Annotated in this window: 28 protein-coding genes; 8 read left to right on the forward strand and 20 right to left on the reverse strand. The window is 71.7% G+C overall.

The window, feature by feature from the left end:
* Positions 1–2: 2 nt before the first annotated feature.
* Positions 3–902, forward strand: a complete 900-nt coding sequence (locus tag P1K89_RS18710) for an alpha/beta fold hydrolase (RefSeq protein ID WP_284618002.1) — start codon at positions 3–5, stop codon at positions 900–902.
* 88 nt (positions 903–990) lie between these two features.
* On the opposite strand, the gene P1K89_RS18715 is transcribed toward P1K89_RS18710, so the two are convergent.
* The 5 genes from P1K89_RS18715 to P1K89_RS18735 form a co-directional block, all read right to left on the reverse strand.
* A complete protein-coding gene (locus tag P1K89_RS18715; protein ID WP_284618003.1) occupies positions 991–1,491 on the reverse strand; it encodes a tetratricopeptide repeat protein in 501 nt (166 codons plus the stop codon).
* 333 nt (positions 1,492–1,824) lie between these two features.
* A complete protein-coding gene (locus P1K89_RS18720) occupies positions 1,825–2,376 on the reverse strand; it encodes an SRPBCC family protein (protein WP_284618004.1) in 552 nt (183 codons plus the stop codon).
* Positions 2,373–2,855 (reverse strand): SRPBCC domain-containing protein, encoded by a 483-nt coding sequence (locus tag P1K89_RS18725; RefSeq protein ID WP_284618005.1) that lies wholly within the window; start codon positions 2,853–2,855, stop codon positions 2,373–2,375. Before P1K89_RS18725 ends, P1K89_RS18720 begins: the two co-directional genes overlap by 4 nt.
* 2 nt (positions 2,856–2,857) lie before the next feature.
* Positions 2,858–3,190, reverse strand: coding sequence for an ArsR/SmtB family transcription factor (locus P1K89_RS18730; RefSeq protein WP_284618006.1), 333 nt, complete (start codon positions 3,188–3,190; stop codon positions 2,858–2,860).
* Between the two features lie 133 nt (positions 3,191–3,323).
* The gene (locus P1K89_RS18735) at positions 3,324–3,851 is read right to left on the reverse strand and encodes an OmpA family protein (RefSeq protein ID WP_284618007.1); all 528 of its coding nucleotides are present in this window, start codon (positions 3,849–3,851) and stop codon (positions 3,324–3,326) included.
* Positions 3,852–4,003: 152 nt separating this feature from the next.
* Between P1K89_RS18735 and tagH the strand changes: the two genes are divergently transcribed.
* A complete protein-coding gene (gene tagH, locus P1K89_RS18740; RefSeq protein WP_284618008.1) occupies positions 4,004–5,344 on the forward strand; it encodes a type VI secretion system-associated FHA domain protein TagH in 1,341 nt (446 codons plus the stop codon).
* Between the two features lie 92 nt (positions 5,345–5,436).
* On the opposite strand, the gene tagF is transcribed toward tagH, so the two are convergent.
* The 8 genes from tagF to P1K89_RS18780 form a co-directional block, all read right to left on the reverse strand.
* Positions 5,437–6,078 carry a type VI secretion system-associated protein TagF gene (tagF, locus tag P1K89_RS18745; RefSeq protein ID WP_284618009.1) on the reverse strand — a complete coding sequence of 214 codons (642 nt, stop codon included), beginning with the start codon at positions 6,076–6,078 and terminating at the stop codon, positions 5,437–5,439.
* Positions 6,079–6,082: 4 nt separating this feature from the next.
* Positions 6,083–9,535 carry a type VI secretion system membrane subunit TssM gene (gene tssM, locus P1K89_RS18750; protein WP_284618010.1) on the reverse strand — a complete coding sequence of 1,151 codons (3,453 nt, stop codon included), beginning with the start codon at positions 9,533–9,535 and terminating at the stop codon, positions 6,083–6,085.
* 6 nt (positions 9,536–9,541) lie between these two features.
* Positions 9,542–10,771 (reverse strand): type IVB secretion system protein IcmH/DotU, encoded by a 1,230-nt coding sequence (icmH, locus tag P1K89_RS18755; protein WP_284618011.1) that lies wholly within the window; start codon positions 10,769–10,771, stop codon positions 9,542–9,544.
* Positions 10,772–10,790: 19 nt separating this feature from the next.
* On the reverse strand, positions 10,791–12,056 hold the full coding sequence (gene tssJ / locus P1K89_RS18760) for a type VI secretion system lipoprotein TssJ (protein WP_284618012.1): 1,266 nt from the start codon (positions 12,054–12,056) through the stop codon (positions 10,791–10,793).
* 129 nt (positions 12,057–12,185) lie between these two features.
* Positions 12,186–13,025: a caspase family protein gene (locus P1K89_RS18765; RefSeq protein WP_284618013.1), complete on the reverse strand. Its 840-nt coding sequence runs from the start codon at positions 13,023–13,025 to the stop codon at positions 12,186–12,188.
* A gap of 16 nt (positions 13,026–13,041) precedes the next feature.
* Complete coding sequence (locus P1K89_RS18770) at positions 13,042–13,677, reverse strand: anti-sigma factor (protein ID WP_284618014.1); 636 nt, start codon at positions 13,675–13,677, stop codon at positions 13,042–13,044.
* Positions 13,677–14,264 carry an RNA polymerase sigma factor gene (locus tag P1K89_RS18775; protein WP_284618015.1) on the reverse strand — a complete coding sequence of 196 codons (588 nt, stop codon included), beginning with the start codon at positions 14,262–14,264 and terminating at the stop codon, positions 13,677–13,679. Before P1K89_RS18775 ends, P1K89_RS18770 begins: the two co-directional genes overlap by 1 nt.
* Before the next feature lie 98 nt (positions 14,265–14,362).
* Positions 14,363–14,590, reverse strand: coding sequence for a hypothetical protein (locus P1K89_RS18780; RefSeq protein WP_284618016.1), 228 nt, complete (start codon positions 14,588–14,590; stop codon positions 14,363–14,365).
* Between the two features lie 255 nt (positions 14,591–14,845).
* On the opposite strand from P1K89_RS18780, the gene P1K89_RS18785 reads away from it, so the two are divergent.
* Positions 14,846–15,469, forward strand: coding sequence for a calcium-binding protein (locus P1K89_RS18785; protein WP_284618017.1), 624 nt, complete (start codon positions 14,846–14,848; stop codon positions 15,467–15,469).
* A gap of 143 nt (positions 15,470–15,612) precedes the next feature.
* Here P1K89_RS18785 and P1K89_RS18790 read toward each other — a convergent pair whose 3' ends face one another.
* A complete protein-coding gene (locus P1K89_RS18790) occupies positions 15,613–16,179 on the reverse strand; it encodes a hypothetical protein (RefSeq protein ID WP_284618018.1) in 567 nt (188 codons plus the stop codon).
* A gap of 37 nt (positions 16,180–16,216) precedes the next feature.
* Between P1K89_RS18790 and P1K89_RS18795 the strand changes: the two genes are divergently transcribed.
* Positions 16,217–16,642, forward strand: coding sequence for a M35 family metalloendopeptidase (locus P1K89_RS18795; RefSeq protein ID WP_284618019.1), 426 nt, complete (start codon positions 16,217–16,219; stop codon positions 16,640–16,642).
* 163 nt (positions 16,643–16,805) lie between these two features.
* Entirely contained in the window at positions 16,806–17,921 is a 1,116-nt protein-coding gene (locus P1K89_RS18800; RefSeq protein WP_284618020.1) for a sensor histidine kinase, read from the forward strand.
* Between the two features lie 17 nt (positions 17,922–17,938).
* Here P1K89_RS18800 and P1K89_RS18805 read toward each other — a convergent pair whose 3' ends face one another.
* A complete protein-coding gene (locus P1K89_RS18805; RefSeq protein WP_284618021.1) occupies positions 17,939–18,469 on the reverse strand; it encodes a hypothetical protein in 531 nt (176 codons plus the stop codon).
* Positions 18,470–18,488: 19 nt separating this feature from the next.
* Positions 18,489–18,989 (reverse strand): hypothetical protein, encoded by a 501-nt coding sequence (locus tag P1K89_RS18810; RefSeq protein WP_284618022.1) that lies wholly within the window; start codon positions 18,987–18,989, stop codon positions 18,489–18,491.
* Positions 18,990–19,313: 324 nt separating this feature from the next.
* On the opposite strand from P1K89_RS18810, the gene P1K89_RS18815 reads away from it, so the two are divergent.
* A complete protein-coding gene (locus tag P1K89_RS18815) occupies positions 19,314–19,892 on the forward strand; it encodes a hypothetical protein (protein WP_284618023.1) in 579 nt (192 codons plus the stop codon).
* 39 nt (positions 19,893–19,931) lie between these two features.
* Here the strand turns inward: P1K89_RS18815 and P1K89_RS18820 are convergent, their stop codons facing one another.
* On the reverse strand, positions 19,932–20,741 hold the full coding sequence (locus tag P1K89_RS18820) for a hypothetical protein (protein ID WP_284618024.1): 810 nt from the start codon (positions 20,739–20,741) through the stop codon (positions 19,932–19,934).
* A 40-nt stretch (positions 20,742–20,781) separates the two neighbouring features.
* Between P1K89_RS18820 and P1K89_RS18825 the strand changes: the two genes are divergently transcribed.
* Positions 20,782–21,558: a metallophosphoesterase gene (locus tag P1K89_RS18825; protein ID WP_284618025.1), complete on the forward strand. Its 777-nt coding sequence runs from the start codon at positions 20,782–20,784 to the stop codon at positions 21,556–21,558.
* A 63-nt stretch (positions 21,559–21,621) separates the two neighbouring features.
* Here the strand turns inward: P1K89_RS18825 and P1K89_RS18830 are convergent, their stop codons facing one another.
* Together P1K89_RS18830 and P1K89_RS18835 are read right to left on the reverse strand one after the other, a co-directional pair.
* Positions 21,622–22,002, reverse strand: coding sequence for a hypothetical protein (locus P1K89_RS18830; RefSeq protein WP_284618026.1), 381 nt, complete (start codon positions 22,000–22,002; stop codon positions 21,622–21,624).
* 82 nt (positions 22,003–22,084) lie between these two features.
* The gene (locus P1K89_RS18835) at positions 22,085–22,558 is read right to left on the reverse strand and encodes a DUF1772 domain-containing protein (RefSeq protein WP_284618027.1); all 474 of its coding nucleotides are present in this window, start codon (positions 22,556–22,558) and stop codon (positions 22,085–22,087) included.
* A 197-nt stretch (positions 22,559–22,755) separates the two neighbouring features.
* On the opposite strand from P1K89_RS18835, the gene P1K89_RS18840 reads away from it, so the two are divergent.
* Positions 22,756–23,454, forward strand: a complete 699-nt coding sequence (locus tag P1K89_RS18840) for a cytochrome c family protein (RefSeq protein ID WP_284618028.1) — start codon at positions 22,756–22,758, stop codon at positions 23,452–23,454.
* A 51-nt stretch (positions 23,455–23,505) separates the two neighbouring features.
* On the opposite strand, the gene P1K89_RS18845 is transcribed toward P1K89_RS18840, so the two are convergent.
* A complete protein-coding gene (locus P1K89_RS18845; RefSeq protein WP_284618029.1) occupies positions 23,506–23,979 on the reverse strand; it encodes a hypothetical protein in 474 nt (157 codons plus the stop codon).
* Positions 23,980–24,001 lie beyond the last annotated feature (22 nt).

Consider the following 24,001-nt stretch of genomic DNA (forward strand, 5'->3'; position numbering starts at 1 on the left):
CCATGGACGACAGCAGCCCGCTCTTTCCCGGCTGGCCGACCCGGGACCTCGACGTCGACGACGGCGTGCGCCTGCACGTGCGCACCGGCGGCGCGGGCCCGCCGCTGCTGCTGCTGCACGGCCATCCGCAGACCCACGCGATCTGGCACCGCGTCGCGCCGGCGCTGGCCGAGCGCTTCACGCTGGTGATGCCCGACCTGCGCGGCTACGGCGATTCGTCGAAGCCGCCCGGCGGCGAGGACCACGTGAACTACAGCAAGCGCACGATGGCGCGCGACGTGCTGCGCGTGATGCAGCAACTCGGCCACCCGCGCTTTCGCGTGCTGGCGCACGACCGCGGCGCCCGCGTCACGCACCGTTTGATGATGGACCACCCGGCGGCGGTCGAGCGTGCGGTGCTGCTGGACATCGCGCCGACGCTGGCGATGTACACGCAGACCACCGAGGCCTTCGCGCGCGCCTACTGGCACTGGTTCTTCCTGATCCAGCGCACGCCGCTGCCGGAACGCCTGCTCGAAGCCGACCCGGTGGCCTACCTGCGCGGCGTGATGGGCAGCCGCCACGCCGGCATGGCGCCCTTCGATGCGCGCGCGCTCGCCGAATACGAACGCTGCCTGCGCCTGCCCGGCGCCGCGCACGCGCTGTGCGAGGACTACCGCGCCGCCGCCGGCATCGACCTGCAGCACGACCGCGAGGATCGCGACGCCGGCCGGCTGGTGCAGGCGCCGCTGCTGGTGCTGTGGGGCGCCAACGGCATCGTGCAGCGCTGCTTCGATCCGCTGGCCGAATGGCAGCGCGTGGCCGCCGACGTGCGCGGCGCCGCGCTGCCGTGCGGGCACTACATCCCGGAGGAGGCGCCGCAGGCGCTGCTGGAGGCGGCCGCGCCCTTCCTCACGATGTGAGCGCGGTCTTGTGCGACGGCTGCGGCCATGCCTGGCACGCCGCATCCAGCCACCCCAGCAGGCCGGACGGAGGTCCTGCGCAACCGCACTACGACGCGAGATCAAGAACTTCTTGTCGCGAAAGCTGCCGGGTTCCGTGATCCTTTGTCTTTACGAAGAATCGGAAGTCATTCGGAAGCAAGGTCGCGTCTCGTCTCGAGGCTTCCTTGTCACCGATGTTGTGATAAGCGATGGCTCTATAGAAATGGGCCGTACTGAGGTAGTAGCCATCGCCCAACTCGACTACTCTAGAAAGATCCATGACGGCAAGCGCATCATGGCCGAGCTCCATGTTCAATGCAGCTCGCCGGAGATATGCCGTCGGTGAGTCAGGGCGCAGATCAATCAGCACTTGGAGGTCACTCATCGCATCGCCCAAACGGCCTAGCCGCTGATTTGCTCGGGCGCGCTCGCTATGCGCTTCAAAGTGGCCATCGTCCAGCTCGATGATGTCGTTGCAAATCTGCAGAACGGCCGAGAAATCGGACTTCTCGAAGAGCGTCTCAATCAACGCTAACCGCTGCTCTATCGAGGCATCGGGAGTGTTCATGTTGCTCTCCAGTTTTCCCTATTGGCTCGGCGCCAGGCCGCGGCGAGCTCGCCATCTTCGTACGCCGCGGCATCGCGATCGTCCGGCATCGCCCTGTCCGACGAGGTAGCGCACCGGGATTCACCTACCTGGGTGTGCTGCTGGCCGTCGCCTTGGTTTGCCTCGGATTGACGGCCGCTTCGACCGTCTGGGTGACGGTCGGGCATCGGCAACGGCTCGCACGGCTCGGTTGGATTGGGGGTAAGTTCGAACGCGCCATCGCGAGCTATTACGAATCGTCACCCAGTGGGACCAAGAACTATCCGCGATGGGGTTCAGCAGACGGCCTGTCCGTCACTGCGCCACCGGCAACTTCACCGGCCGGCCCCAGTCCACCGGCCCCTGCTCGAAGCGCTGCACCAGCTTGCCGAGCACCGCGCCCCAGGCGCGGTCGAAGTAGCGGTAGGCCTCGTCCCATTCGCCGCCGTCGCCCCAGCCGGTGTGGTGCAGGCGCACGCGGGTGCTCGTCGGGGTCACCGGCTCGAAGCGCAGGATCACGAAGGTGCGCTGTGCGCGTGCCTGCGGCAGGCTGGGCGGCGCGTTCCAGTCGAACGACAGCATCTTCATCGGCTGCAGCGCCATGAAGCGCATGTCGTCGGCGCCGCGCTGGCCGGGCGGCGCGTCGGGCGCGAAGTGGATGTGGAAGGCGCCGCCGACGCGCGGCTCGACCACCGCATGCGGCGCCATGAAGCTGGTGATGCCGCGGCTCGTCGTCCAGGCCTCCCACACCGCCGGCAGCGCCGCGGGCACGACCACTTCCTTCTCGACGGCCCGTTCGGCGGCCCCGGCGGGCGCCGCCGGACCCAGCGCGGCCAGCAGCGCCGCGATCAGCGCGGTCTTCTTCATGCGGTCTCCTTCGCGATGCGTTCGAGCTCGGCCAGCACCCGCGGCCAGCCTCGTGCATAACCTTCACGCGCCTCGGCCCCGTCGCCGCGCTGCGACCAGCCATCGTGCGCCAGCTCGATCGCGCAGCCGCCGTCGATGGCGTGGAAACGCACGTCGAGCCGCGTGGCCTCGGCTTCGGGGCGCCCCGGGTGCCAGGTCATCGCGAAGTGCCCCGGCGGCTGCCAGGCGGTCAGCGTGCCCCAGGTGTGCTGGCGGCCGTCGCTGGCGGTCTCGATCACGCGGCCACCGACGAACGGCTCGAACACCACGCGCGCATCGCGCTCGGCGCTGCAGGAATGCGAGACCATCGGCCACCAGCGCGCGATGCCCGCGGTGAAGAGCTCGAAGGCCTGCGCGGGCGGCAGCGGCACCTCGATGCGGTGGTGCACGGGGGCCAGGCGGTCGGTGGTGTCGGTGGTTGCGGTGATGGACGTCGGCATGCTCAGGTCCTCTTCTTGTTGCCGGCCGGGTCGGTGTTGCGCGCGACCAGCGCATACCGCGCCAGCGCCCGCGACCACATGCGGTCGAGCTCGTCGCGCAGCTCCGCCAGGGCCTCGGGCCGGATCGCATAGACGTTGCGCGTGCCCTCGCTGCGGAACTGCACGAGGCCGGCGCTCTCGAGCAGCCGCAGGTGCTTGGACACCGTGGGCCGGGCCACCGGCAAGCGCTCGGCGATCTCGCCGACGGCATGCTCGCGCTCGACCAGCAATTGCACGATGGCCTCGCGCGTGGGATCGGCGAGCGCGGCAGCGACGGCGAGGTGGTTCGGCTTCATTTGGTTTCCCGTTGGCAACGGTAGCCGTTTGGCTACCAATCGTCAAGCGGGAACCCGTCGGGGCGCGCGGGCCGTCCGGCGCGGAAGCCGATGTTCGTCGGGCGGTGGGCTCGCGAGCCGGTGCGCCGGGCGGTCACCCGCCGCGGAACTGCACGCGCCGGTTGTCGGGCGCGAACGGGTCGGCGCCGTCCAGCGGCTGGCGCTCGCCGAGGCCGATCTCGCGCATGCGCTGCGCCTCGAGGCCGTGGCGCTGCACCAGGTACTGCTTGACCGCCGCGGCACGGCGCCGCGACAGCTGCTGGTTGTAGTCCTCGGAGCCGGCCGCATCGGTGTGGCCTTCGATGACCACGCGGCGGCCGGGCGGCAGCAGCTTGATGCCCTCGGCGATCGCGTCGAGCTGCTCGCGGGCCTCGGGCAGGATGGTCGCCGAGTCGAACTCGAACTGCACCGGCAGCGACAGCACGCTGGCCGCGCGGTCGTCGCCCGGCGCGGCGACGGCCGGTGCGTCGGCTACCGGCGCATCCAGCAGCCGGATCGAGCGCGTGCGGCCGCGCTTGTCCGCATCGTTGGCCAGGATCTGCCGCACCTGCTGCGGATCGATGCGCTGGCCCTCGCGGAAATGCAGCGTGGTCTGCGCGTGTGCCGCAGCGCAGCACGCCATTGCAGCCAGCACCCCCCACAAACGAAGTGGGCGGGTGCGAACCGGTTGAACCCCATCAGCGCATGAAGCCGGCATGCCGATCTCCTCGAAGGTGCTCCGTCGACGTCGGGTCATGGGTTGCGGCCGGCCGCGATCCGGTTCAAATTGCCGCCATGATCGCCTTGCGCATCCTGCGGCGTCCCGACGACGCCCCCGCCGGCCAGGACTATCACGCGGTCGGCCCCGCCGGCGCCACCATCGGCCGCGCCCTCGATTGCGAAGTCGTGCTGGAGGACCCGCTGCGGCTGGTCTCGCGCCGCCACGCGTGGATCGCGCCCGAGCCCGGCGGGCTGGCGCTGCTGCGCTGCCTCAGCACGATCTCGCCGATGACGATCAACGACGAGCGCCTGATGCCCAGCCACGACCGGCTGGTGCAGCCCGGCGACCGGCTGCGCATCGGCGGCTTCGAGTTGCTGGTCGAGCCGGTGGCGACCGCCGTGGCGGACCCGCATGCCGCCCTGCTGGACGCGACGATCGCCGCGCCCCGCCCAGCGGTGATGCCACCGCCGGCCGCGGCGGCCGCGCAGCCGCCGGCGGTGCCCCCCGTGCCACCGATCCCCGCGGTGCCCCCAGTGCCCCCCATTCCGCCGCGGCCCTCCCAGCCGGCCCGCCTGGACCGCTGGTTCAACCTCGACACCGTGCCCGACCCGCTCGGCCCCGAGTCACCGCTGCCGGCGCTGGGCGATCCCGACCTGGCCTCCGGCGCGAAGCCGCGCACCGTGGCGTCGGCCGGGCCCACGCCGCCGGACCCGGCCTTCCCGCCGACGATGCTGATGCAGCGCCCGCCGCCCGAGGCGATGGCCGCCGAGGCCGCCGCCGCCGCGCAGGCCGATGCGCAGGCGCTGGCGCAGGCCTTCCTGCACGGCGCCGGGCTGGACCCGGCGACGCCGTTCACTGTCGACGCGGTCACCCTCGCCCACCTCGGCGCGCTGCTGCGGGCGTCGACCGAGGGCCTGGTCGAGCTGCTGCGCGCCCGCGCGCTGACCAAGCGCAGCCTGCGCACCAAGGGCACCGGCGTCACCGCGCGCGAGAACAACCTGCTGAAGTTCGCGCCCGATGGCGGCGAAGCGCTGAAGCAGCTGCTGGAAGCCGGTGGCCGCCCCGGTTTCCTCGGACCGCTGGACGCGCTGCGCGAAGCGCACCACGACCTGCACGTGCACCAGCTGGCGATGGCCGCCGGCATGCGCGCGGCGATGCTCGACCTGATCCGCCAGCTCGGGCCCGACGCGATCGAGGCCGCGGCCGATCCGCCGCAGGGCGTCGCGCGCGTGATGCCGGCGCTGCGCGAGGCGCAGCTCTGGCAGCGCCTGCAGAAGGCCCATGCCAGCCTCGTCGAGCACCTGGACGACACCTTCGACAGCGCCTTCGGCCGCGAATTCGTGCGCGCCTACGAGGCCTTCACCGCGGAGGCCCGGGCGCGGCAGCCGGGCGGCATCGGCTCGCCGCCGCACTGAGCGCCGGCCGCCCGACGGCGCGTGCCCCGCTCGTCAGGCGCGCAGCTCGGGTACCTCGGAGGCCTCGGGTGCTTTGCGTGCCCTGGGGCGCTTCACGCGCCGCCGTCGGCCAGCATGCGCAGCAGCAGGCCCTGGGACGGCGGCCACGATTCGGCCACCGGCTGCCGCACGTCGGGCACCGGCTCGGTCGGCCACCAGAACGACGCCGCGCGCGGCCAGGCGCGGCGCAGGTCGGCCACGCGCTCGGTGATCGCCGACGCGCCGCCGGGCTGCGTGACCGGCGGCCACTCGCTCGCCGCCCAGGAAGCGGCGCCCTGCTCGAACTCTTCGAGCGACTCGAAGGCCGTGGCGTCCCACAGCCAGTCGCTCAGGCCCAGCATGCGCGCCTGCAGCCGCACCAGCGACGCGTTCTCCAGCGTCGCGCGCGGCACGGCCTCGGCCACTATCAGCGGAAAGACGCGGCCGACGCGGTCGCTCGAACCGGCGACGATGGCGCACCAGCCCCGCGCCTGGCCGTCCGCCGGCAGCAACAGCCCCTGCCACGGGGCCATGCCGCGCACGCGCTCGCGCAGCGCCCCACCGCCGCCGACGGCCGCTTCGGCCACCGGCAGGCAGCGCTGCAGCCACGCGTCCCACAGGCGCTGCCACGGCAGGCCCTGGCCGACGAAGTCGCCGACCCACGGCAGCTTGCCGTACCAGCCGATCGAGCGGTCGTGCGCAGCGGCGACGTTCATGGCCTCACCACGGCTCCGGGCAGCGAAAGCGCGACAGCTCGCCGAGCAGCGCGATGTTGGCCGCGCCCTCGGCCTGCACGTCCAGCTGCAGCGCGCGACCGTCGACCTCCACGCGGGCCAGCGCGCTGCGCGCGGCGTCGCCGCGCGCGAGCCCGTGGCGCTGCAGCACGCGCAGCAGCGCCCACGGACCCTCGTGCACCTCCGCGCCGACACCGCTCGGCCCCGCCGGCAGGATGCGCAGCACCACCTTCTGCGTCGCCGCGGGGCCCGGCCACAGCAGCGCCTTCGGCCGGCGCGGGCCGTTCTCGTAGCGCAGCAGCTGGCCGTCGACATCCAGGCTGAACAGCAGCAGCTCGCCGTCCATCGCGCGCGGCGTCAGCTGCAGCTGCAGCTGCGGCAGGCTGCGGCCGGTGGGGAAGAACAGGCGCCGGATGTCCTCGGCGGTCTCGAAGGCGCGCAGCGCGGCCTGCGCCTGCGGCGGCGCGCCGGCCTCGTCGATCAGCGTCCACGGCCGCTGCTGGCTGTTGACCCGCTGCGCCAGCTGGTGGCGGAACACGTTGTCGAACAGGCCCTTCGGGCCGAACAGCCGCGCGAAGTCGGCATACGGCAGGTCGCGCGTCGCGTTCGGCGCGAACGGGAAGCGCTCGGACGTCAGGCGGCGGCAGGTCTGCGCCAGCTCGGCCAGGCTGCCGCCGAGCTGGCGTTCCAGCGCCTGCTTCTGCGCGCCGGCCAGCGCCTCGGCGAGGCCGGTCCACACCTCGCGCAGCGGCGGCGGCGCCGCGGCGCCTTCGGAGCGCAGGTCGCTCAGCAGCTCCGCCGCGCGCGGGCCGGCCGGTGTCTTCAGCGCGACGGGCAGCGGCACCAGCAGGCGGTCGATCGCGGCCGACGACCTGGCGGCGTACTCCCGCAAGTTCGCGAAGTGAGCGGCCAGGGCGGCGTCCAGCGCCTGCGCGGCCGGCGAGGCCGTCGTCGCGGCGGGCGCCGGGGCGAACTCGGTCGTGATGCGCCGCAGCAGCTGCTGCAGCGGCGATTCCGCTGCCGCCAGCTCGGTGGCGAAGCGCGCCAGCGCATCGGCATCGGCCGGTGCCTGCAGCGCCAGCGTGCCGAGCAGCCGGTCCCACGCGGCGATAGTCGCCTGCGCGTGGCGCTGGCCCACGGCGCGGGCGATCGGCGCGCGCGCGGCGCGGTCGGCGGCCAGCTGGCGCAGCGCCGGCGAGCGCTCGCCCAGCACCCACTCGGCCTCGTCGGCCAGCTCGGCAATCGTCGGCTCGATCGTCGGCTCGATCAGGGTGCGCCAGGCCTCGCGGGTGAACGCGACGGGGATCGCCGGCAGGGCCGACGCGGCATCGGCCGGGGCGAAGGCCAGCACCGCGGCCGGGCTCGCCAGCTCGGCCAGCGACTGCGGATTGCCGAGCCGCTCGCGCGCGCGGCGCAGCAGCCGGTCGTGCACGCGCTGCTCCAGCGGCACGGCGGCCAGGGCGCTGCGCGCCGCCTGCAGCGTGGCCTCGTCGAGCCGCATCGCCTCCAGCACCGCGTTGCGTTCGAGCAGCGCGTCGAAGTGGCGCAGCCACTCCTCCTGTTCGCCGGCGCCGGGCGCCACCGCGGCACTGCCGGAGGCGGTGCCGGCGCTGCCGGACACTGAAGCGCCCGCACCGCCCGGCGCGGCATAGGCGATCGCCGCCCAGCGCTGCACCTCGCCGCGCTGCAGCCGGCCCGGCGTCACCAGCATCAGCGCAACGCGCAGCGCCTCGTAGCGCGTGGCCGGGTCGCGTTCCTGGCGCACTGCCTGCGTCAGGCGCTCGACCACCAGCGGCGCGAAGGTGCGGTCGAGCACGCGGTGATAGGTGGCCTCGGCCGAACGCGCGAGCCGCGGCCCCTGGAACAGGCCGAGGCCATGGCTCCACGGCACGCCGTCGGGGCTGTCGGGATCGATCGCCCCGCTCGCGGCCAGCTGCTGCAGCAGCGCGTACAGCGGCAGCAGGCGGTCGATGCGGCCATCGCGCGCGGGGCCTGTTTCCTGCGTCACGCGCTGCACGCGCTCGCGCACGGCGGCCACGTAGTCGCGGTTATTGCGGTAGCTGTGCACCCAGCCGGCGCAGGCGCCCAGCATCACCAGCGCGGCGACGCTGCCGGCCAGCGCCTCGGTGCGCCGGCGGCGGCGGCGGCGGGCGAGGCTCAGGCCCGCCAGCGGCGCCTCGGCGATCACCAGCCGCTTCAGCCAGCCGGCAAGGAAGAAGGCCTTGCCGCGGCCCGGCGCCGGCTCGGTGGGCTTGATCGCGAAGCCGAAGCTGCGGCCGAGCTCGCCGATCACGCGGTCGATCGGGTTGCCCTCCTGCGTGCCGCTGCTGAAGTGCACGCCGCGGAGTTGCTGCACCGGCGCGTCGGCGGCATGGCGGAAGGCGCGCTGCAGGAAGGCGTCGAGCGCCGGCAGCAGCAGCTCGATCTGCGCCGGGAAGTGGTGGATCGCCGAGCGCCGCTCGGGCAGCGGCTCGGCCTGCAGCCGCTGCGGCACCGACGCGGCGATGCGCGCCGGCAGTTCGGCCAGGCGCGCGGCCAAGGTGTCCGGCACGCCGGCGGCCGGCGTCTCGAGCTCGACCGTCACGCCCCAGGGCTGCTCGCGCTGCGTGGGGTCGAAGTCGCCGAAGCACTCGATGAAGCCGGCCAGCAGGTCGGCCTTGGTCACCAGCAGGTAGACCGGAAAGCTCAGGCCGAGCTGCGTGCGCAGCTCCTGCAGCCGGCGGTCGACCGCGGCGGCCTGGTGCGCGAGCTCGGCGCCGCCCTGCAGCAGGTCGGGCGCGCTGACCGTGACGATCACCCCGTTGATCGGCTGCTCCGCGCGGTAGCGCCGCAGCAACTGCAGGAACAGGCGCCACTCGGACGCATCCTGGTCGCTACGGCTGTCCTGCGTGGTGTAGCGGCCGGCCGTGTCGATGAACACCGCCTGGTCGGTGAACCACCAGTCGCACTGCCGCGTGCCGCCGACCCCGGCCACCGGCGCCACGCCCAGCCGCTCGGCGAGCGGGAAGCGCAGGCCGGCGTTCAGCAGCGCGGTGGTCTTGCCGGCGCCGGGCGCGCCGATGAAGAGGTACCAGGGCAGCTGGTAGACCTGTCGCCGCCGCTGCCACCAGTGCGCGGGTGCCGTGGCGCTGCCGGCGCCGAGGCCGGTGCGCAGCAGCTGCATCGCCTGGGCGAAGCGCTGGCTCAGGGCTTCGGACGCGTCGTCGCTGGCCTGCAGCTGCGCGAAGAGGCGGTCATTGAGGCGCTTGCGGCGCCACCGGCGCAGCAGCAGCGCCAGGCCGGCCGTGGCGGCGATGGCCAGCAGCAGGACCACCCGTTCGGCGCGGCCATCGAAGGGATGGCGGCCGCCGATGGCCAGCAACGGCGCGGCCAGCCACACCAGCAGCGCGGCGCCGGCGATGTTGGCGACGATCTGGACGCGCGGCAGCAGCGGGCTCATCGGCGTTCAGGGGTAGAGCACGATGTCGATGCGCCGCCGCGGCAAGGCGGCGTCCGGGCCTGGTCCGTCCTGGTCCGCCGCGCCTTCGACCGCCAGGCGATGCGCCGGCAGCGTCTGCTCCAGCCCTGCCGCGGTCTCGCGGGCCCACTCGTAGGACTGGTGCCAGGCCGACGGCAGCCGTGCGCTGCGCCGATCGCTGCCATCGGTGTGGCCGATCACCACCACCTTGCCCGGGTGCACCGCCAGCGTCGTGCCGATGCGCGCCAGCAGCGGTGCCGCCGACGACAGCAGCCGTGTGCCGCCGCCATCGAACAGCAGCTCGGCCGGGATCGACACCGTGCTGCGGTGCGCCTCGTCGCGCACGACGATGCGCCCTTCCTTCGCAAGCTCGGCGGCCAGCGCCGGCCGCAACCGTGCAGGACCATCGACCGCCGGTGTCGCCGCGGCGCCCGGCGCCGAGGCCGGCGCCGGCCGCGTCTCGGGCGACAGGCGCTGCATCGAGGCGAACACCTCGTCCACCTGCGATGCCAGCAGCAGCTGGCTCGTCGTGTAGACGCCCAGGGTCACCAGCCCCAGCAGCACCAGCGCGCCGAGCGTCAGCCGGCGCCGCCACAGCGGCACGCCGGGCTTGACGGCCGGCTGCCACGGCGGCGACAGCGGCAGGTCGGCGGTCGGCAGCGCCAGGAAGACGCGCTTGCGCAGCTTCTCGAGCTGGCGCGCCTTGTCCTGCAGGTGGCCGTGCAGGCCGAGGCTCAGGCAGGCATGGAACAGCGCCAGCAGCGCGCGGTTCTCCTGCGGGCGTTCGGCCAGGTGCGACAGCAGGCGCAGCAGGCGGTCGGTGCCGCCGCGCTCACCGTGGAAACGTTCGAGCAGGCCGGCGCCGCCCGCGCCCCAGGGCGTGTCGGCCACCACCTCGTCGATCCAGGTGCACAGCGTGTAGCTGGCCGCGGAGATGCCACGCTCGTCCCAGCCGGCGGACGCGAGCGCGCGCTCGAAGCGCTGCACCGCATCGGCCAGCGCCGGCTTCATGCCCTCGGGGTCGTCGACGATCGCGCGGCGCAGCTGGCTGGCCAGCGCGATCAAGGGCCGCGCGGCGTCGTGCAGCGCGCGGGCGAGGCGGTCTTCCTCGGACGACGGCGGTGGTGCTCCCGGCAGCGGCGGCATCGGCAGCAGCGACGACGGGGGCGCCACGTCCGGCTGGCGCCGGATCGCCGCGGCAGCGCTGACCTTGGCCATCGGTGTCAGCCGCCGCCGGTCATTTCTGGACCCATCCGAGCTGCACCTGCCGTGCCAGGGCGTCCAGGCGCGCCGGCGGCATCGCCTCGTCGGCCGGCAGCGGCAGCACGCTGCGCCACTGGTTGCGCTCGAGCTCGCGATAGGCCGCGAACACCGCGACATGGCGCGCGTCGTCCATCAGCGGCAGCACCAGCTCGCGCGTCTCGCCGGGGCGCAGGTGCAGGCTTTCGCGCTTGAGCAGCGCGCTGCCGAGCGTGGATTCGTCGTGGTCGTACAGCGCATCGAAGCTCGCACGCTGGAAGGCCGCGGCGTCGCGCAGCAGGTAGACGCGCAGCGCGAGCGAGGCCGACGCCTGCGAGCGGTCGGTGTTCAGGCTGCGCTCGGCGCGGATCGCCAGCCGCAGCGTGCGCCTGCCGGCCACCGACGCCTCCACCACCGGCGCCTTCGGGCCCGGGCTGCGCGACGAGGCCGCCGCCACCGCGCCGCTGCCCGGGTTGAATACGAAGTTCACCACCATCGAGGTGTTGACCCACGGGATCTGCCGCTCCTGCGTATCGCGCAGCACCTTCACCCGCACGTTCTTCAGCATCTCCTCGACCTCGATGCCCTCGGCGCGCATCTCCTGCGCGAGGTGGCGGGTGTAGATGCTGTTGCTGCCGGGTGGCCCGTCTTCCGCGGTGCGGCCGGGCGCGGCGGAGAACGCGATCAATGCGCCCGGCGCGGCCATCTCGGCCAGCCCGCTGCCGACGCGGATGCTGCGCGTGCGGTTGCCGGCGGCGGTGAACGGGTTGTCGCGGCAGGCGTCGATGATGAAGATGCGCGCGCGTGGCCGCACGCGGTCGATGCGCGCGAGCAGCGCGTCCTCGATGTCGATGGCCTCGTCCTTGATCTCGCCTTCGTCGCGCAGGTTCAGGTCCACCGGCAGCAGGTAGTTGCGGCGGTCGATCTGCATGCCGTGGCCGGCGTAGAAGAACACCGACGCGGCATCGTCGTCGTCCATGCGGCGGCCGAAGTCACGCAGCACGCGCTTGAACTCGCGGGCCTTCAGGTTCAGGTGCTGGTCGACCTCGAAGCCCAGCGCCTTCAGGGTGCTGCCGACCAGCTTCGCGTCGTTCTCGGGATTCGCCAGCGGCGACTGCGCGTACTGGCCGTTGCCGATCACCAGCGCGACGCGGCGCGCGCCGCCTGCGGCCGTGCCCTGCGCGTGCAGCGCGCGCGGCAGCGCCGCGAGCCACGCGGCAGGTGCGAGGCCGAGCCAGGTGAGCAAGCGTCGGCGGTGGCTCATTGCGTGCCTTCGGGCTGCGCCCTCCGGTATTCGCCCTTGGGGCGGCCCGGCGGGCTCATGGAGGCGCCCCGCGGCAAGGCCTGCGCGCGAGGCTGGCGGCATTCTCCGGCCATCCCCGCCGCGGCGCCATCACCCGCATTGCCCTTGCGGTCCGGCCTTGAAGCAGAAATCGGCCGTCAGGCTCGACGATTCCCAGGGCACCTGCACGCGCTGCGTCTCGTCGGCCACGCCGATGCGCACGCGCTTGAACAGCTGCTCCACCGGCAGCCCCGGCGTCGGCAGGTGCTGCAGCAGGTGGCGGGCGTAGATGCTGTGCGCGCTGCCGGCGCCATCCAGCGCCACGCCGTTCGGCGCGGTGGAGAAGGCCACCAGCGTGCCCACCGGCGCATCCAGCGGCGCGAGGCCGGTGCGCGCGACGCCGCGGAACTTCAGGCGCCGGCCGTCGGGGCCGACGATCACGCCGCCGGCGAAAGGGTTCACGCGGCAGGCGTCGAGCACGACGATGTTCAGGCCGTGCTTCAGCGCGCCGAGCCGGTCGATCACCTGGCCGACGTCGGCGGCCTTCGCCGCGATCTCGTCCTCGCTCTGCGGCTCGACGTCCACCGGCAGCAGGTAGTTGCGCCCGCGCGCCTGGATGCCGTGCCCGGCGTAGAACAGCACGCGCACCGGGTGCGCCGCGGCGCGCACCGAGAAGTCGCGCAGCGATTCGATCAGGTCGACGAAGGAGGTGTCCTTGCGCAGCATCACTTCGTAGCCCAGCTGCTTCAAGCTGCCGGCCACGGCCTCGGCATCGCCGACCGGGTTCTTCAGCGGCGTCGAGCGGTAGGCGCCGTTGCCGATGACCAGCGCGATGCGGCGGTCGGAGCGCTGCTGCGCCAGCGCGGCGGGCAATCCGAGCGCCGACGCACCGAGCCAGCCGGCCCCTTGCTGCAACAGGCGCCGGCGTGTCAGGTGATCGATGGCGGCCATGGCAGTCGATGGGCGATCAGTCGCGCGGCGGCAGCCCCGGCGCCAGCGACACCGCCTGCACGATCGGGCTCTTGCGCACCTGCTCGGCCAGCGCCGCCTCGCGGCCCGCGGGCACCGCGATGTAGTAGTCGCCCAGCTGCCCCGGCCCGCCGGCCAGCCGCCCCTGCACCGAGACCAGCAGGTGGCGGATCTCGGCTTCCTTCGCGTCCGGCGCGAAGTTCACCTTCAGCAGCGGCCCGTCGTTCACCGCGGTGGCCTTCGGCGCGCGCAGGCCGGTGATGTCGTCGTCGGTGGCCGTGCGCGCGCCGCCGACCAGGCTGACGATCACGCCCGCCTGCACCGCGATGATCGCCAGGCCCGCGAAGGCCATGCCCGGCTTCAGCCCGCCGCTGAGACCCAGCAGCGCGGCCAGCCGATCGAGCAGCCCGGGCTGATCGGCACGGATGCGCGTCATCACGCGATCGAGCCCGATCGTCGCCGGCACGTCGGGCAGGCTGTGTTCGATGGTCTGCTGCAGCGCGCGCACCTGCTCGAGCTCGGTGCGCGCATCGGCGTTCTCGGCGATGTGCTGCTCGACCCACGCGCGTTCCTCGCCCTGCAGGCTGCCATTGACGTAGAACGGCAGCAGCTCTTGGAATCGAAGACTGCTCATCACACTGCCCCTTCCGGCAGCGCCCCACCCTCGCGCTGCACCAGGCGCGCGAGGCAGGCCTTGATCTTCTGGCGCGCATGGAAGAGGCGCGTCTTCACCGTGTTCTCGGGGCAGTTCTGCACTTCGGCCACCTCGGCCAGCGAGTAGCCCTCGTAGAACACCAGGTGCATGCACTCGCGGTGCTCGTCGGAGAGCTTGTCCATGCAGGCGCGCACGCCCTGCGTGCGCTGCTTCGCGGCCACCTGCGCGAAGGCATCGGGGCTGTCGGACGGCGTGGTCTCGGCGATGTCGTCGAGGTCGTCGTGCACTTCGTCGGCGCGGCGGCCGCGGTAGACCATCAGCGCCTTGTTGCGCGCCACGCCGATCAGCCAGGTGCTGAACTGCGACTCGCCGCGGAAGCGCGCCGGGGCGCGCCAGACTTCGTACATCGTGTCCACCAGAACCTCCTCGGCGCGGGCCGAGTCCTTGAGCATGTTCAGCACGTACGCATGCACGCGGCGGCTGAACGCCGTATAGAGCTCACGGAACGCGGCCTGGTCCTGGCGCCCGATGCGTTCGAGCAGTACCTTCACCCGGTCGTTGTCCATGGCGTGCGGCGGCTGACGATGGCGTCGGATCAATATAGCCCAGCCGCTGCACGCACCCCCTCAGTTGCACTAGGGGCGCGGCGGGTTCAAACAAACGGTCACTGCAGCGTCGGGCGGACCGCCGGGGCACTGAAGTCCCGGCCGATCAACTTACGAACGTACAGGTAGTTCAGACGCAGCCGTTCGTTCAGCGCGTCGAGGTCGACGCGGCCCTCGGCGTCGCAGGGGAAGGCGTAGCCGCGGCCTTCGTCGAACAGCGAGACGAACAACAGCTCGAAGCGGGCGCTGTCGTGGCGGGCGGCGTGGTGGTGGCTGGCGGTGTTCATGGTCGGCTCCATCGGAAGGTGCTTGGCGGTCGACCCTGAGTTGCACCGAAGCGCTATTTCGGTCGTTGCGGAAGTCACGGACCGGAGCGTTCCCAACGTGGCGCGACCCCAGCTGGGAGCGCACCCAGCTGCCGACGGTCCCGTCTTGGCGGCGCCCGCCGCAATGTCTTCAATGGAGCCCAGCGAGACGCGAACTTCCCCAGTGACTGGTCAGCGTGTCGCGTCAGCAACCACCCATCACCAGGAGTCCGCATCATGTTCCCGATCCCCCCGACCACCCCCACCAACACCGTCTACGGCACCAGCGGCGACGACAACGTGCACATCGCGAAGGCCGACGGCCTGGCCGGCCTGCTGGGCCTGTACGAAGTGACCGTCAACGGCCAGACCCAGTACATGACCAAGCAGCAGCTGGAGAACACCGACTTCCAGCTCGGCTGCGGCAACGACACCATCGTCGTCGACGCCAACGTCAACGCCGACATCACCGCCCACGGCGGCTGCGGCAACGACGTGATGATCGGCGGCAACGGCGACGACCACTTCGACGGCGGCTGCGGCAACGACGTCATCGCCGGCCGCGGCGGCCGCGACCACCTGGACGGCGGCGCGGGCAACGACTGGATGCACGGCGGCGCCGGCAACGACGTGATGCACGGCGGCCGCGGCCGCGACACGATGAACGGCGGCAGCGGCACCGACCTGATGTTCGGCAACGCCGGCAACGACCGCATGAATGGCGGCGCGGGCAACGACTTCGTCAGCGGCGGCACCGGCAACGACGTGGTGCGCGGCGGCACCGGCAACGATGTCGTGATCGGCGGGCCGGGCTTCGATCTGAAGATCGGCGGGCCGGGCGCGGACTGGATCCTGCCCTGAGCACGCCACGCCTCGCGCAGCGGCCATCTTCGGATGGCCGCTTTTTTTGTATGCTAGGACGGCGGGCACTTCGAGTTAGGGAGTCCGCGCTTCGAGCGTTGAAGACGTCACACCCGACGGCTGGCGCCGGACGCGATCGCTGCCTAGCATCGATGCATCGCCTCACGGCAGTTTCGGCAAGGCGGCTCCTCATGCTGGCACGCGTGCACACCCGCCAGGGTTGCCTGACCTGCCCGATCGGCAGCGACGCGCCGGCGTCGCTTGCGCTGGTCGGCCCCGTCGGCTGCAAGAAGATGAACCGCGCCGCCGACGTGACGGCGGTGCAGTCGGCGCTGAACCGCGTGCCGGCCCCGATGGGCGGACCCACCAAGCTGCTGGCCGTGGACGGCGACTGCGGCAACAAGACCATCGCGGCGATCGAGGCCTTCCAGCTCAAGCACTTCGGCTGGAAGGATGGCGTGGTGATGCCCGGGGGCCCGACCCACACGAAGCTGCAGACCCTGGTCGACGCCTTCGGGCCGCAGGCGGCCGGCGCACCCGATGCCACACGCGATGAACGGCTGAAGAAGCGCATCCAGCGCGCGAACCAGCACCTGCCGAAGCTGCGCGACGCCGCGATGGACGCCATCGCCACCGCCACCGCGGCCGTCACCTTCGTCGACAACGGCTTCCTGGCGCGACGCACTGGGCCCGCGCAATGCGTTCCGCATCGCCGACCGCTACTTCGCATTCGGCTCGCAGCCCGCCGTGGTGACACGCGCGGAGCTGCAGTTCATCCTGAAGATCTGCCGCCGCGTCGCCAGCACCATCGCCGTGCGGCTGGGCGAGATCCACGGCACGCCGATGGGCATGCCGCTGTTCGCCGCCGACCGCACCGATGCGAAGTTCTTCGCCTACACGCCGCGGCACACGGTACCCAGCCCGGCCCCCATCCTGGCCGGCCACATCTACCTGTGCGACCTGCTCGACGACGAGGCCCCGGAGCGCTACCTGCGCATCCTGTGCCACGAGCTGTTCCACTTCGTCGACGACGAGAAGGTGCACGAGATCGTCGACCACGGCAAGCTGGGCGGCGCGCTGGACCTGCCGCACGCGCAGCGCATGCACAACGCCGACAACTTCGCGCTGTTCGCGATGCACGCGCACCTGGGCCGGGCGCCGTCGCCGTTTTGACCTTGGCTGACCGATCTCGCCCGGCCGGGGGGAGGCCTGATTCTTGCCCTCACAGGCCGGATGTCGCACGGTGCGCCGCTGCACCTCGATTCACCCCGGAGCCTCCCCTCGCATCGGCCGTTGTTGCCGCAAGGGGTGCCTTCGCAAGAAAAGGCTACCGACGATGCGGCTCGCAGACTTCATCGACGCCCGGATGCCGGCCATCCTGGCCCAGTGGGAGTCGTTCGCCTCGTCGCTGACGCCGGCCGCGGCCGGGATGGATGCGGCCGGGCTGCGCGACCATGCCGAGCAGATCCTGCAGGCCATCGCCAAGGATCTGCGCACGCCGCAGACCCGCCAGGAGGGGTCGGCGAAGTCCAAGGGCGAGGCGCCCGTGATGAGGGCGGCCGCCGAGACTGCGGCGCAGACCCATGCCGTGCTGCGCGCGCTGGGCGGCTTCAGCATCCGGCAGCTGGTGGCCGAGTACCGCGCCTTGCGCACCAGCGTGCTGAGTTTGTGGGGCGACGTGGCGGAGTTCGGGCCGGACGCGATGGAAGACACGGTGCGCTTCAACGAGGCCATCGATCAGGCGATCACCGAGTCGGTGGACTTCTTCACCATCGAGGTCGACCGCTGGCGTGCCGTGTTCCTCGGCGTGCTCGGCCACGACCTGCGCAGCCCGCTGAACGCGATCCTGCTGACGTCGAAGCTGATCTCCGCGCTGAGCGCCGGCACGCCGGTGGGCGTGCACACCGATCGGCTGATGCGCGGCGGCGAGCGCATGCAGCAGCTGCTGGATGACCTGCTCGACTTCAACCGCGTGTCGCTCAAGGTGGGCATCCGGGTCACGCCGCAGCCGGTCGACCTGGGCACGGCGTGCCTCGAGGAGGTCGAGTTGCTGCGCGCGGCACTGCCCGCGGCGTCGATCGAGTTCGTCACGCAGGGTGATGCGCAGGGCAGCTGGGACGCTTCCCGCATCAAGCAGGTGGTCAGCAACCTGGTGGTCAATGCGGTCCGCTACGGTGATCCGCAGGGGGTCGTGCGCGTGGACCTGCAGGGCGACGAGGCCCAGGTTCAGCTGGTGGTGGAGAACACCGGCCCCAGCATTCCGAACGAGCTGATGAACTCGATGTTCGAGCCGCTGCGCCGCCAGGCGGCGGCGGGCTCGCAGGACGAGCGCGAGAGCCTGGGCCTGGGGCTGTTCATCGTGCGCCAGATCGTGCTTGCCCACGGTGGCAGCGTGACCGTGGCGTCGGCCGACGGCATCACGCGCTTCACGATCACGCTGCCGAAGCGATAGCCCGGCCCGCCGGGCGTCTACGCGCCGCGCTCGGGATCGGCCTCCAGCGCGAAGCGCGAGCCCTTCGGGGTTTCGAGCGTGAACGAGCGCAGCAGCGCAAACCACGCGTCGCGCACGCTGTCGGCGAACAGCTCGGGCGCGCTCAGCGAGAAGTGGACCAGGCGGTCGCCGTCTTCGAGAAAGGCGAAGCGCACGACCATCGGGCCGAGCTCCGAGGGCTGCACCGCTTCACCGCACATGGCGGCCACCCCGGCGACCGCATCGCGCCCGACGGCGCGCGGCTGCAGCGGCTGCTGGCTCAGGTGGTACCAGGTCCAGTCGTGCAGCGTGCCCTCGCCATGCGCCGGCCGCGCAGCGAACGCGAACACGATCGCGGCGTGCGGCGCGGTGACCACCGCCAGCGGCACGAAGGCGGTGGGGTCGGCGAGGTCGACGTCCTCGTCGGGCAGCGCATGGCTGACCCAGTCGGCGGGCAGCTCGGCGGTGAAGCCGAGGTCGGCGATGCGTGCGGGAAAGTGGCGCGCGGCGAGTTGCAGCGAGGTGTTCATCAGGGCGATCCGGTGGGGTTCAGGAGGCGATGGTCCGCGCGCCGAACCACAGCGCGTGCAGCGCGAGCGCACCGAGCACGATCACCGCCAGCGGCGCCAGCCGGCCGATGCTGTCCAACGACAGCACGAGCACCAGGGCCACCAGCACCACGCCCGCTAGCAGCACCGACGCGGTGATGCGCGCCCAGGTGGCGTCGGCCTGCAGGCCGCGGCCGGTCAGCCAGCAGGTGATCGCCAGCACGAGGCCCGCGCCGGCCGCCGCCGCCGCCATGTCGAAGACGATCTGCGCGATCGACCCGGCGAGGTTCGCCGCGGTGCTGATCACCTGCGACATGCCCTTCAGCACCAGCAGCACGCCGTCGGGGTTGTCGCCGAAGTTGGTTTCGGGTGTCGGCGTGGCGAGCCGCTGCCTGACCGTGTGAATGGCGTAGAGCACCAGCACCACCAGTGACGGCAGGCCGACGGCGGCCCCGCCGAACTTGAACACGCTGGCGAGCAGGGCGACGGAGATCGGGTTCATGCGGGGCGCCGGGGCGCGGCGACAAGGCCTGGCGGCCGATGCCGTGCACTGTCGGCGAGCCCGGTATCAGCGTGGTGTCGCGGCCGCGCAGGCGGGTTTCGATTGTTGTGTCGGCCGGCGTGGCGCCGGCGCGCCCCGGTTCGACGGCGTGTTTGCCGACGCGTCGTGCGCCGATGCACAGGGGCGGGAAGAGGAGCATGGCCGATCCGCACGGCGCGTGTACACACCCCTGCTGGGGGCAGGTGTGGACGGGCCCTCCACCAGCGCCGTCGGTGCCCCTCGCGGGTTCATGTCCACGTCGTCTTTCGAAAAAGGCAATGGGCCATGAAGAAGCTTTCCCCTGTGCTGGCGTCCTCGATCCTCGCGCTCGCCGCGGCCTGGCCGGGCACGGCCACCGCGGCGCCGGCGCTCGACCTGGTGTTCAACGGCATTCCCGCGGCCAACGTCGGCGCGATGCCCGCGACGCCCGCTTTCACGGGCTGGTGCGACAGCAGCTGCTTCCCGACCACGCAATTCCCGGTGTACGCCGCCACCGGCGTGCAGCGTGGCACGGCGGCCGTGTGGGGCAAGGCCTTCGCGTATGGCGCCGGCGGGTCGCTGTGCTTCAGTGAATTCATCGCCTTCAAGCTCGACGACGGCGACCTGCACGTCGTCTCCGGCCCGAACGGCACCTGCGGCGCGCCGATGGACCCGGCATTGAAGCCGCCGCTGCATGCCGACAAGGGCGCGCTGGTGGTCATCGCCGGTGGCGGCGACGGCGTGATCGCCGGCGGCACCGGCCGGTACAAGCCCTGGACCGGCACCTTCACCGACCGCGTCTTCGTGGGCTTCGGCGCGCCGACCAGCGGCGTCGGCGGCATCATCTACTACGACCAGCTGTGGTTCCGGGTGATGCCGAACTGACTGCGTCCGAACCGCGCGGCGACCGCAGGCCTCACGACACTAGGCCTGCTTCATGCACTCCCGCAGCGCGCTCAGGCGCTTGACCGCGCCGGTGCGCTCGTCGAACTCCGCCACCCGCAGGTCGAGCGCGCCGCGGTCTGCATGCTCGGCCAGCGGCCGCCATGGCGCACCGAGCGCGGCCCACTGCGCATCGGACAGCAGCAGCTCGCCGGTCAGGAAGAGCTGGCGGCGCTGCTCGCCGCCATCGAAGGACGCGGTGACGGCCTGCCCGCCGTCCGCCGGCCGGCACAGCCCGTGCGCCATCGTCTGGTCGAAGACCACCAGGTCGCCCGGCGCCAGGCCGATGCGCACGCCGGCATGCGGCATCACGAATTCCACGTCGCCGACATCGAGCGCCAGCACCCAGAACAGGCAGCGCGACCAATGCCGGGCGACGTCGTTGTGAAAGCCGGCGCCGCAGCAGGCGAGGTAGTCGATGCGGGTGGCGACGCTGCGGCGGTAGGTGGCCGGGTCGTCGCCCAGCACGCCCGTCAACTGCAGTGACGCGGCGATGCTGCCGACCAGATCGGGCACGCGGGGCGCGGCCGCGGCCAGTTCTTCAAGCGTGGTGGTGGCGTAGTCGATGTCCGAGAAGGTCTCGATGCGCACGCGCGCATACCCCTGCGCCGTCAGCCGCGCCAGGGCCTCGGCATCGAGGAACGTGGTGTGCACGACATGCACGCGGCCGTAGGGCGCGCGTGCTTCGTCGGCATGCAGGCGCTCGTCGCTGCGGACCGCGAAAGCACGGAAGGGCTTGGGCACGCGATGCTCGTGGGCGGCGATGATGCGGTGCGCGGGGGGCGAGGCCATCGCGCGATTGTGATCACGGGCTCGGCATACTCGCCCTGTCATGAAGCTCAACATCCTGTCCGACCTGCACCTGGGCGTCAGCGGCCTGGCGCACCCGCGCAACGACGCCGATGCGGTGATCCTGGCCGGCGACATCGCCCGCCCGCGCGAAGCAGTTGCCTGGGCGCTGGGCTTCGACAAGCCGGTGCTCTACGTGCCCGGCAACCACGAGTTCTACGGCAGCAGCCTCGACGGGGCCGTGGCCGAGCTGAAGCAGCTGTGCGCCGGAACGCCGGTGCATGTGCTCGACAACGACGAGGTGATCCTCGGCGGCGTGCGCTTCCTCGGCAGCACGCTGTGGACCGACTTCCGCCTGTTCGGTGTCGGCGACGAACAGGCCGCCGCCGTCGCCGCGGCGCAGCAGCTGATGCGCGACTTCAGCCGCATTCGCGTCCGCGACGCCGAGCCGGCGTTGTTCACGCCCGCGGACTCGGCCGCGCTCTTCGAGCGCAACGCCGCCTGGCTTAACCGCCGCCTTGACGCGCCGCATGCCGGGCCCACGGTGGTGATCACCCACCACGCGCCGTCGCGGCAGAGCATCCACCCGCGCTTCGCCGGCTCGCCGCTGAACGCCTGCTTCGTCTCGGATGCCGACCACCTGGCCGGCGGCCACCGCACGGCCTGGTGGATCCACGGCCACACGCACGACAGCTTCGACTACCAGCTGCAGGGAACGCGCGTGATCTGCAACTCGCGCGGCTATGCGAAGGCCGGCGTGAACGAGAACGCGCACTTCGACCCGGACTTCATGATCGAGGTCGTCGACCCTTCGACTTGAAGGGCGGGAACGCGGCGCGACGCCGCTTGAAGTCGCTGTGACGGACGAGCCCGCCGGTCCGGTTCAGGCCTTGGCTGGGTGAGCGTGCGGCTTGACCTTCTGGCCGTACGACTCGAGAAGGCGCCTTGCCTGGCGTGATTCCGTTCCGCCGACATAGCCCTTGACGGCCCTCGATCGCAGAAGCACTTCGTGGAGCTGGCTGATGCGCTGGACGACGGGCAGGCGCTTCTCCAGCGGTTCGACGAAGAAGGCGGCCGTCCTGACTTCAGTGAGCAGCGCCCACAGTTCCTGCACCATCGGACGCTCTTCCACCGGGGCGGTGATCTCCGTTTCTTCCCCGAACTTCCACGCGTCGTCGGTGCCGCCGCGCGCCTTGAGCGGCTGGGTCTTCGCTGCGGAGACGCTTCCTCTTGGAGGTGATTGGTACGCTGTCTTGCGTGACATGGCCTGCACCTCTTGGGATGGGGAAGAGCACCCATTGAAGCACAGTTGTCGAAGATTGCCTGACGTAAGGTCAGGCACCGCTTCACGGAGGGCTTGCGCCGCCCCGCAGCGCCAGCAGTGCCGCGGCCAGCGCCACGAGGCCGACGATCGTGCGGAACCAGTGCCAGGCGGCCCAGCGCGCCAGCTCCGCAGGAAGGGCGTCGTGCGGGATGCTCTGCGCGGCAAAGCTCGCGTTGGCGCGCTGGAAGTACAGCACGTAGGTTGAAAGAATGACCAGTGCGAGAACCGCAGCGGCAACCGACGCGGCGCCTTGCGGCCGACCCGTGGCAACGGCGGTGATGGCCGAACCCACTGCCAGCAGCGTGGCGCCCACGGTGAGCGGCGCGAAGAACGCGTACAGGCGATGGGCGTGCGCTGCATGCAGCGTGTAGAACTCCTGGGGGTGCAAGGTGCGCCACATCGGCACGAGCACCATGGCCTCGGTCAGCAGCGCGCCGACAAACAGGGCCAGGCCTGCTGCGGAAAGCAGGGGCATCAGCTCAGCGAACAGGTTCATCGAATCTCCCTTGGAATTGTTGGGCGCAACGCGTTCGAGGCAAGGTGCGGTCTGCGGGGTGGCTGGGGGCCACGAAACGGGCGCTGGGGTTGAACCAGCAGGATATTGCCGACCTGGCGCCTCGTTCGTCCCGCTCGCAACCTTTTGCGCGTTGCCTGGCACTCACGACAACCTGGACTTCACCTGCGGGGAATGCAATGACCTTTCGAATTCACTCCTGGCTGCGGCGCCTGGCGCTGCTGATGCTGGCGGTGCCGCTCGGCAACGCCTGGGCGCTCAGCGCCACCTTCGACAGCGCCCGCGGGGTGCTGACCCTGCCCGACGTGAAGGTGGGCACCAGCACCTATGTCAACGTGATGCTGGACCTGGTCGACCCCGCCACGTTCACCTTCAGGCTGCGCGAGGCCACACTGTCACAGGCCGCAGGCTCGACGAACATCAGCTTCGATGCGGCATCGGGCGTGCTGACGATTCCGGAGGTCACCGTGGGCGGTGACACCTACCGGGCCACGCTCGCCATCACCGACGCGGCCACCTACACCTTCGTGCTGAGCTCGGCCACGCGCATCAAGCAAGCCGCGCTGCTGTCGCAACTGCAGGCGGAGGTCTTCACGCCGCGCTGCTCCTTCTGCCACACGGGTGGCGGCAGTTCCTTGCCGGCCGCCATGAACCTCACGGCCGGCAATGCCTTCTCGAACCTCGTGAACGTCGACTCGCGCCAGATGTCCGGCGCGAAGCGGGTCGTTCCCGGCGATGCGGTCAACAGCTACCTGATCCGCAAGCTCGAAGGCACCAACATCGTCGGCGGGCGCATGCCGGCGGGCGGCCCCTTCCTCGATGCGGACACCATCGCGCGCATCAAGTCGTGGATCGCGAGCGGAGCGCCCGACAACTGAACGTGTGGGGCCGACGGCGCGCCTGGCCGCGCCGTGTCGTGCTGCGGCTGTTCAGCCCGATCGTTCCGGCTGCGGATCGCCATGCACCTTAAAGTGCCGGACGAAGCCGAACGGGCGGTGCACGCCGCGCGGATCGCCGAAGAACGGCATGCGCGACGCGGGCGCGTCGAGCACTTCGACGACCCAGTCGGTATCGCCGAAGAATCGGAACCTCACGGTGCCCGGCTGCTGCAGGCCCAGCAGCTCGAAGCGGCCGGTGCTGTACATCGACCCGAGCGTGGCCGAGTCGAGCAGTTGCAGATCCGCGCCGAGCAGATGGATGCGCAGCGACTCCTCGAACGGGATGTCGTCGGTGAGGAAGAGCACGAAGCGCCCGTCGCACTCGAACGCCGCTTCGAGCACCACGCCGGCCACCGGCTGCGCGGCGGAGCGCCCGGCGATGGCCAGGTCGCTGGAGGGCACGTCCGCATCGGACGCCTGCCGCGGCCGCAGCGTGATCGTGTCTTCGGGGACGGGGCGGATCATGGGCATCACCAGAACGAGCTGG

It is taken from the genome of Aquabacterium humicola (assembly GCF_030167915.1).
Classification (GTDB): Bacteria; Pseudomonadota; Gammaproteobacteria; order Burkholderiales; family Burkholderiaceae_C; genus Pseudaquabacterium; species Pseudaquabacterium humicola.